We start from the raw sequence: 12021 nt of genomic DNA on the forward strand, positions 1-12021 counted from the left end.
AATTAATTTCTAATTTCTGAAAATTTATCCTCAGAAACGTAGCGCTTGTCGACTATTTTAGGCGTGACAAAAATAAGCAGTTCACTTTTTTGCACGCTGTTTAGGTCACGTCTAAATGCTCTGCCGACAACAGGTAAATCACCAAGCACAGGTACTTTAGAAACGGACTTGGTTTTGGTCTGTTCATAGACACCGCCAAGCACAACGGTTTGGCCGTTGTCAACCAACACTTGCGTCGATACATTATTAGTATTAATAGAAGGGACAACACCATCCAATGTCTGAGTTAGTGCACCAACAGTATCTTTGTCAATTTCTAGTATCATGTCAACCATTTGATTAGGTGCAATTTTTGGGGTAACATTGAGTTCTAGGTTGACCTCTTTAAATGCTACGGTTGGTGTGCCAGAATCGTCTCGAGTGGTGTAAGGAATCTCTGTGCCTTGAGAAATATTTGCAGAGTTTCCATCTTGGGTAATAACGCGTGGACTAGAGATGATTTCTCCTCGACCTTCGTTTTCTAACGCTGATAATTCTAAATCAAGCAAGAAGTCACTACCTAGTAATTGGACTCCTAAAATTCCTGTTGGATTTGATGAGCCTAAATTGACCCCTAGACGATTGTTTAATGATGGGGCGGTAATAGCAGATGAAGAGCCTGAGGCAAGATTGTCTCTGGCGCTGGAGGTGATGGTATCAGCTGCTGCCAATGAGCCGCCCCCACCAATAATATTGCCACCAGACGCGCCAACGAATGCACCACCCCAACGAATACCTAACTCGTGGGTAAAGTCGTTAGAGGCAGAAACAATGCGTGCATCTATCAATACTTGGTTTACCGCAACGTCAAGTTCGCCAATTAACGCACGTACTTTTTGGATGCTGCTAGGAACGTCGTTGACAATTAACGTATTTGTTCTTGGGTCAACTGCAATAGTCCCTCTTGCAGAAAGTAGTCCGTTGTTATTTCTTCCTTCTGCACCTGATGTGCTTCGGTTGGTATCGCGAATAATTTTTTCTAAATTTTCAGCGCGCGCATACTGGATTTGAATTAATTGGCTTTGTGTTGGCGCAAGCTCACGCTCAACATTGACAATGTCATAAGCGGCGCGTTTGTTGCCAGCAATAGTTGCTGCTGGGGCGACATAAATAACGCCACTATTTTCTTCTTTACCCAGTCCTTTAGTTTGTAGGATAATGTCCAATGCTTGATCCCAAGGTACGTCGTTAAGTCTTAGCGTAATGCTGCCACTGACTTCGTCACTCACAACAATATTGGTGTTGGTGAAGTCTCCGATAAGCTGTAGTACGGCTCTAACCTCAATGTCTTGGAAATTCAGTGATAACGGCTCACCGTCATATTGTTTTCTGCTGTCACCTGGTGGGAGTAATGCCTGGTCTAGCTCTTCTTTTAGTGGTTTGCTCAGCTCAATTAAGAAACGATTGTCACTTTGATAAGAAACAATCTCATAATTGTCGGTAAGTGTATCAATTTGTAGTTGATTTTTGCGGATGTCAACGTGTTTTGCAGGCGTGCCAAAATCTTGGACATTTAAGCGTTTAGCTTGGCCAAATTGACTGCCTCTGAGCTGTGCAATAATTTTTGTACCTTGACGCTGGATATCGACCGACGCGTTTTCGTGGGGTAAAGCAATTTCTACAACGCCTTGTCCTTCTGCGCCACGTTTAAAATCTACCGTTGAAGCTTGGTTGGCGACAGCCTCCGGCACACGTTGCGATTTGACTTGACTAGGCTCTTGGATCGCTATCGTGATTTTGTTATCGGTATCTACTATTTTATAGGGACTTGCCTTTGTTAAATTAATCGTCGCCCTGACGCGGTCATCGCCTTCAATTACGGCTATGTCGGTCACTAACGGACTCTTGATTTCTGTAACACTACTTGTCAGGTTGCTCTTCCCATTAGGGATGTCAATGACAATTTTCGCAGGCTCATTCAAGCTATAAGACGAAACGCCAGAGAAGCCAGAACCAATAAGCTGAATTTCATAAGCACCGTCTGCATTTCGTCCAGAGATGACACTGTTAATGTCTCCTGCCCAAGCTGGCGTAACAGCCAACGTTGTCGCGATGATTAAAGACAATGGTTTAGTTTGTTTTAACATGGTTATTCCTTTCATAATTTTAACCTCTATTGCTTGATGACCATGACGGTTTTTTTATCTTCCCAGCAGCCGCCTGTTCTAAATTTTTCTTGGATGACAAGTGCTGTTTCCCTAATTTCGAACACCCTGCCATGATTTTTACCTAAGTACTCTCCAACTTGGATCTCTATGACGCCATGACTAGGCGTTTTAATAAGTGCAACGTTCTCATTTTGTCTTAGTGTACCAACAAAAGACAGTGCATCTAAGCTGTAATCTTCAAGTATACCCTTTTCTCGAGTAAAATTGGGCTGGGTTGCGTTCGAAGATATGCAGGTGTCTTTGGTTTCTTGACCTGAATCATCAGGATTGATCGGCGTTGGACTTTCCGTCTCTAGCACGAAATCTCGAGCACGAAAAGGGTCAGAGAGACGACGGTTTTCTTTATAATTATAGCCTGTATAAGGTGTTATTTCGCGCGTTTCCATCTGGTATGCACCTGAAATTCGTTTGGCGGCGTCTTTCTGTTCCTGGATGTGTTTGCTGACTTCGCTTTGTCTTTCATTAAACGGCAAGCACCCTGATAAAAGTACCACCAATGCTAGAGCTGAATAATGTTTGCTTTTCATTTTCATATTTCCCTCTTTTGCCCGTTAGTTGCTCGTACTATCTTCATCGTCTTTGAAGATATAGGTACGTAATTCAGCGGTCATCGTAATTGGTGTGTTTTCATTTCTAGGGAATTCTGCATTGCGACCACCGCGTGAATTGTTGGCTCTGAAGCTCACACTTTCAACGTTCATAATCCGCTCTAAAGTCGTGACTTCTTCGACAAAGGATGCCATGCTGACATAACCCACTTCAGCATTTAACGAGACAGGCTTAATGGTATAAAATTCGCGATCGATATCTCGTTCAGGTGTGAATTTATCGAATACAATGCCATTATTTCTAGCGCTAATATAGACATTATCGATTAACGCAGGCATGGAAATCTCAGTTGGGAGGTATTTTTTAGCCTCATCGCGCACGATTTCTAGTTCGACGATTTCTTTGCGAATTTGTGGCAACGTCGCGATGATTTCTTGGTTTTTCTTATATTCTTGCTTTTGTGTGCTAATTTGACCTTCTTTAGATGTGATTTCGTCAACAATAGGGTTAATCAAAAATTGTTTTGCCAAAATAACAAACAACGCAATGATAAGTAGCCCTATAATAAGCGTCAGTGCCGCTGGCCACGTATGCAGTGAGTTGAAAGAAAAATTGCTTTTTTTCGCCATGTCTTAGCCTCCTGTCTGTTCCCTGCCTGGCAGTAATAGCTGGCTAGTAATGTTAAAGGTTTTGACTTCTTCGCCTAAATCGGGTGCCGAAGTGATGTTAATTAGCCGTGGTTCTTGGTACCATTGGCTCGCGCGTAGCTTTTTCATCAAGTCTGAAATTTCCGTATCATTTTTCGCGATGCCCGTAATATTGACATTGCCATCGCGAAGGGTGAATTCAGTTAAAAACAAGTCTTGGTTATTGGCGTCCGATAGCTCTTCAAGCATGTGTGCCGCAGAGGCGCGGTCAGCTTGAAGCGCCTCAATGGCGTCAATCTGGTTGTTTAACTTGATTTTCAAGGTATCTAGCTCGCGCTTTTCTTTGATTTGGGGCTGGATATCTTGGTTGGCTCTTGTGATCTGTGCAAGCGCTGCATTATGATCACCAAGCCGAATTTTTTCGTAGCCATAATAAAGTCCGCCTAGCGCAAGCCCTATAATAGCTGCAATGCCGAGGGAAGTCTTGACACTTTTTTCTTTTTTAGCGCGTAGTTCATCGCGCCAAGGTAGTAGGTTAAATTGTATTGCCATGATTACTTCCTCATTGATAAACCTGCAGCTACCGCTGACATCGCAATGGCTGCTTCACTGCTTAGCCCATATAGTTTTTTCCCAAGTTTGATTTCTTGACCGATTGGGAGTGGTTCAAATTGCATGGCGCTGATGTTTTCACTAAGGTTTTGAGTCAGCCCAGGGACTAGACTGCCACCGCCTGTGACATAAATAGTCTCGATGTCTTGGTTATTGGTTGAGCTAAAAAATTCAATGGCCAGAACAATTTGCTCGCTGACAGAATCTAAATAATTGGTCAAGACATTTTCGGGGACGCTACTAATTGAGGTCAACTTTAAAGATTCGGCCTCCTCAATGCTGATGGCGTTGACTTCTGAAATGGTCTCTGTGAGCTGTTGTCCGCCAATTTGTTGCTCGCGACTAAATAACAACTCACCTTCTTTGAAAACGGTCATTTTGGTGGTGCGGTAACCAATGTCGAGCACACCGTAGCATTCGCGATAATTTTTGCCCTTGATTTGCTCGATAAGCTGACCGATGGCAAAGGCCTCGATATCGACTTCTTTGTGTGTAATTGATTTCAGATTGACTGAGCCAGCAACTTTGTCAACCACATCACGCCGACTAACCGCGACAAAAACCTCTTGTTGCCCTGGGTTTTTCTCTGACTTGCCTAGACTGGTATAGTCGACATAGATTTGATCTAGCGGGAATGGGACAAAATTAACCAGCTCAATCTGCACCTCGCCTTCTAACAATTCGTCCGATAAATCGGCGTCTAGGCTGATAGTGCGGAGTATGGTCGAGGCTGTTGGCACGCTTAGTGCAACTGATTTGTGCGATTTTCCAAGCTGTTTAATCAGTCTAGCGTTGATTTGTCTTAATGTGTTGAGATCGACTGCGCCGCCGCCACGCATTTCTGGTGGCAGTTGCTCGCAAGCGACTTGCTCAATGGTGGCTTTTCGACCACTTTTTTTGACGGATACAGCTTTAACTGAATAGCTGCCAATATCTATTCCTAACACGAGGATCCCTCCAATTTGTTTAACGTTATTATTATAATATTATTTAAAATTTCTTTGGGTTAACCCAGTATAGAGCTGTCTTGGTCGACCAATTTTATGGTCGGTTGTGACTAGCTCGTTCCAGTGTGCCACCCATCCTGCTGTTCTAGCAATCGCAAACATGACTGTAAACATATTGACAGGAATGTTAAGTGCACTATATATAATTCCAGAGTAAAAGTCTACATTTGGATATAATTTTCTTTCAATAAAGTAATCGTCTTTGAGTGCAATCTCTTCTAATTTGATGGCCAAATCCAGTCGTGGGTCGCTACCATACTTAGCTAGAACCTCATGGCACAGCTTGCGAATAATGGTTGCGCGTGGGTCAAAGTTGCGATAAACGCGGTGTCCAAAACCCATCAAACGGAATGGATCATTTTTATCTTTGGCCTTGGCGATATATTTATCTACTTGGCTGATATCGCCGATATCATCGAGCATTTTTAATACGGCCTCATTGGCGCCACCGTGCGCAGGTCCCCACAGTGAGGCAATCCCAGCAGCGATAGCTGCGTATGGGTTGGTGCCTGTGCTGCCAGCGAGTCTGACGGTTGAAGTGGAGGCGTTTTGTTCGTGATCCGCGTGCAGAATAAAGAGAACATCTAAAGCGCGGGCTGCCAGTGGGTCAATTTCATAGTCTTGATTTGGGCGTGAAAACATCATATTTAGGAAGTTTTCGGTGTAGCCCAGCTTAGGATTTGGATAGACAAATGGCTCGCCAATAGAATGCTTGTAAATTGCAGCGGAGATAACTGGCATTTTTGCGACAAGTCGCAGGGCAGTTTTGCGGCGTGTATCGGCGTCACGGATATTCAATGCATCGGGGTAGAATGCAGATAGCGAGCCGACAACACCCATTAGCATGGCCATTGGGTGCGCGTCATAATGAAAGCCTTCAAAGAATGTCTTTAGACTTTCGTTGATTAACGAGTAATCTTCGATTTCTTGTCGGTAGGTCTCACGTTCTGACGCAGAAGGTGTTTCCCCAAACAATAATAAATAAGCGACGTCTAGGAAATTTGACTTTTCGGCCAGCTGCTCTATCGGGTAGCCGCGGTAGAGTAGCTGGCCTTCGTTACCATCGATAAATGTAATCTTGCTTTCGCAGCTGGACGTTGCGGTAAAAGCAGGGTCATGGGTAAACAAGCCCGTTTGACTGGTAATCGTACGCACGTCGACGACAGGTCGGCCTAGCGTAGGGAAAAGCACGGCTAAATCAACGCTGGTTTCTTTGTCGTCGTAATGGGTGGTTAAAGTTACTTTTTTGTCGCTCATGGTATTAAAGACCTCGATTAACTACGCGGCTAACTAAAGACAGGTTGCGATGTTCGCGTTCCGCTATTACTTTTGATACTTGCGTTTGAAGCGATCAACACGCCCTGCGGTATCAACAATGTTTTGTTTGCCAGTATAGAATGGGTGGCTTTTGCTTGAGATTTCAACTTTTACCAATGGGTACTCGTTGCCGTCTTCCCAAGCGATGGTCTCTTTGCTTTCTACCGTTGATTTGGTTAAAAATGCAAAGTCTGCGCCAGCATCTTGGAAAACCACGGGGCGGTAATTTGGGTGTATATCTTTTTTCATAATTTTCTATGCTCTCCTGTAATTTTAATTTAAATCAATCAAATCAGTATTAAATAAATGTCCAGTGTCAAATTCAAGCGTTAAATAAATGTATTTTTTATGCAGTTGCCGAGTCATAAGGTACGCAACCGCTGCAAAGCAATCCAATTTAGAGTATCCAAAGCTTTTTGTTAGCGTTAACAGTGACCAAGCGTGACGACTGGTCTGCTTGGTCGGCTAGGTGCTGCTTGCTATTTAACAAAAACAGTTATAAATAAGAACAAGATTTTACCGTAAAATAAGCAATTATCAAAGTTTTTTGCTAATGATTGGTGCTATTGGTGGTATTGTGCGCGCCTTTTTGTTAGGATGTTTTAATTATCACCGTGATGTTAGTTGCTGTTACGGTGTTTTGATTGTCATCAGTCGGCTATCACAGTCGGCTATTATTTGCTTTATTTATGCGTTAGTTAAATTCGGAGGATTTTTCGTGGTTTATTGTGTCAAGCTAAAAAAAGAAGGGGAAGGGCTTTCTCGTCCACCAATACCGGGTGAGTTAGGTAAAAGGATTCAAGAAAATATTTCGCAAGAAGCGTGGACAATGTGGTTAGGGCAGCAAACGATATTGATTAATGAATATCGCTTGAATCCAATCGACCCACAGGCAAGGCAGTTCCTCGAAGAGCAAATGCAGACTTATTTATTCGAAGATTAGTTTTGTCGCTTGAGTTTGTCGGTTGGTTTTGTAGGTTAGTATCAATAATTTTAGACTTTTTTAGAAAATTGGCTTGACGAATGCTAGAAACCAGTGTTTAATACGCCATCCTATGGCCAAGTAGCTCAGTTGGTAGAGCAGCGGATTGAAAATCCGCGTGTCGGTGGTTCGATTCCGCCCTTGGCCACCATTTGATAGATATAATAGTTTGAGGTTTTCATCATGTCGAGAGTGTGTCAGGTTACCGGTAAACGACCGATTACAGGCAATAATGTTTCGCATGCCAAGAACAGAACAAAGCGTCGCTTTTTGCCTAATTTACAAACCCATCGGTTTTGGGTTGAGAGCGAGAATCAATACATATCAATGCGCGTTTCAACCAAAGGAATGCGAATCATCGATAAGAAAGGCATTGATGCGGTGTTAAAAGATGTTCGCGCGCGCGGCTTAAAAGTATAGGAGTCTTTGATGGCAAAAAAAATTCGTGAAAAAATCCGCTTAGTTTCAAGTGAAGGCACGGGACATTTTTATACAACTGATAAAAATAAGCGTAATATGCCAGAGAAATTCTCGATCAAAAAGTTTGATCCTGTCGCTAGAAAGCATGTGATTTATAAAGAAGCTAAAATTAAATAGCAACCTAAAGTAGCACGTTAATGCATACGTGTTAATACAGCATCCCATCGCAACCTATCGCGACTAAAAAAGCCGATTTTCTCGGCTTTTTTTATATCAAAAATCGGTGCGTCCTTGTGCGTTTTGTTTTTCAATTGTATCGTCTTTCTTCGTAAAAACGATTATAATGCACGCATGCATAACGAAATCGTGCTTGAAAACATACACTATGAACAAGCTGGGCATTCGTTGCTTAGCGAAATTTCATTGACCGTCAAACAAAATGAAGTCATGGCTTTGCTAGGCACGAATGGTGCGGGTAAATCCACACTGCTTCGCATCTGTGCAGGTCTATTAGTGCCAACTACAGGTAAACTATATCGCGCCCATGAAAATCTGGGCCAAGCGATAGGGTATGTGCCTGAAATTCCACCGCTATTGCCGCAATGGACGGTGAAAAGCTTCCTTGAGTATGCGTGTCGTCAACGGGGTATTCGTGGGGCAGCAATGACGGCTGCCATACAGCGGGTCACGGATGACTGTGAATTATCGGCCGTGTTTAAAAAACGTATCGCGACGCTTTCTAAGGGCAACCAGCAGCGGGTTGCTATTGCGCAGGCGCTACTACATCAGCCTAAATTACTATTGTTAGATGAGCCGACAGCTGGCTTGGACCCTTGTCAAATCAATCATTTTCGTGCGCTGATAGCGCGCATTCAGCCCCATGCCACGATTATATTGTCGTCGCATATTATGCAAGAAGTGATTAGCTTGTGTGATCGGGTTGCGATATTGCATCGAGGTCAATTGGTTGAGCTGTTAGATATTAACGCGCAGGCCAATGTGTGCGTCATCCGTTTTGCGCATGAAGTCACGCATGAAGTACATCAAACGCAAGCGCTACAAGCCTTTTCAAGCTGGCGCGCTAAAGTCGGTGACGATTATACGTTTGTTTTTAATCATCAGGGTGAAAAGGATGCGTTATTGGCTTTTTGTCTGCAAAAACAGTGGTCAATAGATAAGGTATTAGACGCTTCGCAGTTGTTAGAGCAGCAATTTTTGCAAGCCGTTGGCTTTGATGTTGAGGGTCAGCTACCTAACGGACAGCTACCTAGCGGACAGCTACCTAGCGAACAACTACCTAGCGAGCAACAACCTAATGCGCATCCAATGCTGCCGAACAATGACGGGGTGCAAAATGTTTGATTATCGTGTATTCGCTCAGGTTTTATGGCGAGATAGCGTGGCGTTATTCCTACGCTGGGGATTTTGGCTGTTATTGGCGGTGTGGGTGTTTTTAACGGCATTTATGTATTTTGCTTATTTGGATGATTTTATTGCTATTCAGCCCCAGCTGCGGGCTAAAAACAGCCCCTATGGCGTGACAGATATTGTGATTATTCCGTATATTAAGACCTTGGGTTTGCTCGGTATTTTAATATTGACTGCCTTGGTCTCGCGTGCGTTTTACGAAGAGTTATGGGCACCGTTTGGTGCTTATTTTCGCGCGTTGCACCTGCCTGTCACGGGTATTGTTGCTGCCAAGAGTGTGCAGTTATTCTGGATAGTTGCCATCATTGTATGGGTGATTGCGCTACCGATTTTGGTTAGTGGGTTGTTTTTCACCTATGACATGCGGCGTGTTTTGTTGGTATTATTGGCGCTCAGTGGCTTGTTATGGGTGATTGGGTTGTTAACAATTTGGCTATCTCAGCTGCTTTCGCATAGTGTTTTGGTGGTGCTAGTTGCGGTGAGTTGTTTGACAATGACGGAATTAGCCGTCAGGCTAGTTACTAGCCCTGAGTGGTTGCTTCCTATTTTGGCGTTTTTTTCGCCAATAGCACACTTTAATCAAATGGCAAACGGTGTTATGATGCGAAGCAGTATCGTTTTTTTAATGGTGTTTACTTTGCTGATGTGGGTGCTTATTCACCGTTGCTTTTCAAACCGTTATTTATTTGTTCGTTAATGACTAGTTGGTTAACGGGTGTGCGTTAACCGAGCGTCACTAAAACTAACCCAAACTAAGGCAACCAAACTAAGGCAACCAAATTAAGCCAAATTTAAATCCACACCCACTCCCGAACTGATACCCGAACTAACACTAACTAGAGGAACTATGGAATTTTTGACTGCGTATTTTTTATTTGTTGCAAAAGGCGTTACTTTGCTTGTATTTTTGCTATTGGGGTTATTGCTTGTCGTTGCCATTGTCTCGCGCGGTAAAAAGCAAGACAAAGACGATCGCGAAGCCCTAGAAGTAACCTATCTAAATAGTGAGTTATTTGACGATAAATTACAACTCCAAGCCGATTTATTGGATAAAGCAGAAAGAAAGCAAATTAAAAAATCACCAATCAAACCCGATAAGTCAAAATCCAGATTATTTGTGATTGATTTTGATGGCGATATTTATGCGTCCGAGACATCAGGTCTGCGCCGACAAATCACGGCGATATTGCAAGCGGCGGACAAAGACAAAGACAAAGTATTGCTTTGTTTAGAGAGTCCTGGCGGTGTGGTGCATGGGTATGGGTTGGCGGCTTCGCAGCTCAGTCGGCTAAGAGCAGCTGGGATTCCACTGGTGGTGGCGGTTGATAAAGTGGCAGCAAGCGGTGGATACATGATGGCTTGCGTGGCAGATGAAATCGTTGCTGCGCCGTTTGCGGTATTGGGCTCGATTGGTGTGGTTGCGCAAGTGCCCAATATCCATCGCCTACTCAAAGAAAACAAAGTCGATGTCGAGCTACACACAGCAGGTAAATACAAACGCACATTGACGCTACTCGGTGAGAATACTGACGAGGGGCGAGAAAAATTCTTAGCGGAGTTGGAATTAACCCACGATCTATTTAAATCACACATTCATAAGTTTCGCCCGCAAATTGATATCGATACGGTGGCTACTGGTGAGACGTGGTATGGACAGCAAGCGATTGAAAATCAATTGGCGGATAAACTAATGACCAGCGATGATTATATTTTATCAGCCGCCCAAGAAATGGATATTTATCAGCTGAGTATTTCACATAAACAAGGGTTTATTGAAAAGCTCAAAGAGCAGTTTATGCACAAACAAAAAGCACAAATCAGTGATCGGTATTTTATGTAATGAGGTGATGGGTTGTCGGAGTTTGAAAAGCTAGTTGGTAAGGTAAAACGCATAAAGACGGACAAAAATCCAGAATTTACAGCGCCCAAAAAACCAACACCAGCGAAACCAACCAAGTTGCCTAGGCAGTCTGGGCAGCATTCTGAGCAGCAATCCACTGAGGATTTTGATTTTGCCCCAGTGTCGATGGCGTCTTGCGATATTGGCGTAGAGGATTTTATTGAATACCGTCGAGAAGGCATCCAACACGCACTGATGAAAAAGCTGTCCCAAGGTCAGTTGCCCGTCGTGGAGACCATCGATTTGCATGGTATGACGACCGAAGCCGCCGAGCGTTATTTGCATGAAACCATCATAATGCTGACATTTCCTTACCAGACCTGTATCAAAGTCATTCATGGCAAAGGTTATCATTCAGACCGCCATTCAGATTATCACTCGGGGCACGCTGCAGCTCAGGCTGTCACTGATAATCCGTGGGATGGTCCCGCGCCAATACTTAAAAATTTCACCGCACGTTATCTGTCGGCACACCCTCGCGTGCTTGCTTTTGTGAGTTGCCCTCGAAACAAAGGCGGAACAGGTGCGGTGTATGTGCTAATCGCCCGCGCTAACCGCAGTTAATGCGCCTAAGACGATACTTGATATCGTGGTGTAAATTGGATCAGATTGTTGGGTTGCTTCTGCCATGTTCTATGCCAAAGAGTATAGTGATAATTAATGAGCCTACAACTTATTTTCTTTCAACATCCAAGTCAGTTTCTAAGTTACCATTTAACACAACCCAACTCGTTTTCCTTTTAAGCCCCGTTTTTCAAACCTAACCTGATGTTTTTCTTCTAATTATTTTATTCGTATATCTTGTAATTTCCCAAGTTCAGTGGCTTTTTTCCCACCAGACCAACTATTATCCCATGGAAAGTCTTTTCTTTCATTAAGATATCCAATCATATCCATTGACTGCCATTCGTTTCTGAATTGCAATAAGCGGGTTTCTTCATCAGGCTGTGAG

At 43.5% G+C, this 12021-nt stretch carries 14 protein-coding genes and 1 tRNA gene; 8 read left to right on the plus strand and 7 right to left on the minus strand.

The window, feature by feature from the left end; all coding sequences use genetic code 11:
• Window positions 1–2 precede the first annotated feature (2 nt).
• From pilQ to GCU85_RS05160, 7 genes are all read right to left on the minus strand, one after another.
• Window positions 3–2126, minus strand: a complete 2124-nt coding sequence (gene pilQ / locus GCU85_RS05130; RefSeq protein WP_218110554.1) for a type IV pilus secretin PilQ — start codon at window positions 2124–2126, stop codon at window positions 3–5.
• Window positions 2127–2152: 26 nt separating this feature from the next.
• The gene (locus tag GCU85_RS05135; protein ID WP_152810045.1) at window positions 2153–2740 is read right to left on the minus strand and encodes a pilus assembly protein PilP; all 588 of its coding nucleotides are present in this window, start codon (window positions 2738–2740) and stop codon (window positions 2153–2155) included.
• An 18-nt stretch (window positions 2741–2758) separates the two neighbouring features.
• Window positions 2759–3385 (minus strand): type IV pilus inner membrane component PilO, encoded by a 627-nt coding sequence (locus GCU85_RS05140; protein WP_152810047.1) that lies wholly within the window; start codon window positions 3383–3385, stop codon window positions 2759–2761.
• A gap of 3 nt (window positions 3386–3388) precedes the next feature.
• Window positions 3389–3955 (minus strand): PilN domain-containing protein, encoded by a 567-nt coding sequence (locus GCU85_RS05145; RefSeq protein WP_152810049.1) that lies wholly within the window; start codon window positions 3953–3955, stop codon window positions 3389–3391.
• 2 nt (window positions 3956–3957) lie between these two features.
• Window positions 3958–4962, minus strand: coding sequence for a type IV pilus assembly protein PilM (pilM, locus tag GCU85_RS05150; protein WP_328592796.1), 1005 nt, complete (start codon window positions 4960–4962; stop codon window positions 3958–3960).
• A 39-nt stretch (window positions 4963–5001) separates the two neighbouring features.
• Window positions 5002–6279 (minus strand): citrate synthase, encoded by a 1278-nt coding sequence (locus GCU85_RS05155; protein WP_152810051.1) that lies wholly within the window; start codon window positions 6277–6279, stop codon window positions 5002–5004.
• Between the two features lie 66 nt (window positions 6280–6345).
• Complete coding sequence (locus GCU85_RS05160) at window positions 6346–6588, minus strand: type B 50S ribosomal protein L31 (protein ID WP_152810053.1); 243 nt, start codon at window positions 6586–6588, stop codon at window positions 6346–6348.
• A 469-nt stretch (window positions 6589–7057) separates the two neighbouring features.
• Between GCU85_RS05160 and GCU85_RS10385 the strand changes: the two genes are divergently transcribed.
• The 8 genes from GCU85_RS10385 (at window position 7058) to GCU85_RS05200 (ending at window position 11633) form a co-directional block, all read left to right on the plus strand.
• Window positions 7058–7282: an oxidative damage protection protein gene (locus GCU85_RS10385; protein ID WP_407944974.1), complete on the plus strand. Its 225-nt coding sequence runs from the start codon at window positions 7058–7060 to the stop codon at window positions 7280–7282.
• A 114-nt stretch (window positions 7283–7396) separates the two neighbouring features.
• A tRNA-Phe gene (locus GCU85_RS05170) sits at window positions 7397–7472 on the plus strand.
• Between the two features lie 32 nt (window positions 7473–7504).
• A complete protein-coding gene (rpmB, locus tag GCU85_RS05175) occupies window positions 7505–7741 on the plus strand; it encodes a 50S ribosomal protein L28 (RefSeq protein WP_152810057.1) in 237 nt (78 codons plus the stop codon).
• A gap of 9 nt (window positions 7742–7750) precedes the next feature.
• Window positions 7751–7918, plus strand: a complete 168-nt coding sequence (rpmG, locus tag GCU85_RS05180; protein ID WP_152810059.1) for a 50S ribosomal protein L33 — start codon at window positions 7751–7753, stop codon at window positions 7916–7918.
• A 174-nt stretch (window positions 7919–8092) separates the two neighbouring features.
• Complete coding sequence (locus tag GCU85_RS05185; protein WP_152810061.1) at window positions 8093–9103, plus strand: ABC transporter ATP-binding protein; 1011 nt, start codon at window positions 8093–8095, stop codon at window positions 9101–9103.
• A complete protein-coding gene (locus tag GCU85_RS05190) occupies window positions 9096–9866 on the plus strand; it encodes a hypothetical protein (protein ID WP_152810063.1) in 771 nt (256 codons plus the stop codon). Before GCU85_RS05185 ends, GCU85_RS05190 begins: the two co-directional genes overlap by 8 nt.
• A gap of 150 nt (window positions 9867–10016) precedes the next feature.
• Window positions 10017–11009, plus strand: coding sequence for a protease SohB (gene sohB / locus GCU85_RS05195; protein WP_152810065.1), 993 nt, complete (start codon window positions 10017–10019; stop codon window positions 11007–11009).
• A 12-nt stretch (window positions 11010–11021) separates the two neighbouring features.
• Window positions 11022–11633 carry a Smr/MutS family protein gene (locus GCU85_RS05200; protein WP_152810067.1) on the plus strand — a complete coding sequence of 204 codons (612 nt, stop codon included), beginning with the start codon at window positions 11022–11024 and terminating at the stop codon, window positions 11631–11633.
• Window positions 11634–12021: the final 388 nt, after the last annotated feature.

This window comes from Ostreibacterium oceani, assembly GCF_009362845.1.
GTDB lineage: Bacteria > Pseudomonadota > Gammaproteobacteria > Cardiobacteriales > Ostreibacteriaceae > Ostreibacterium > Ostreibacterium oceani.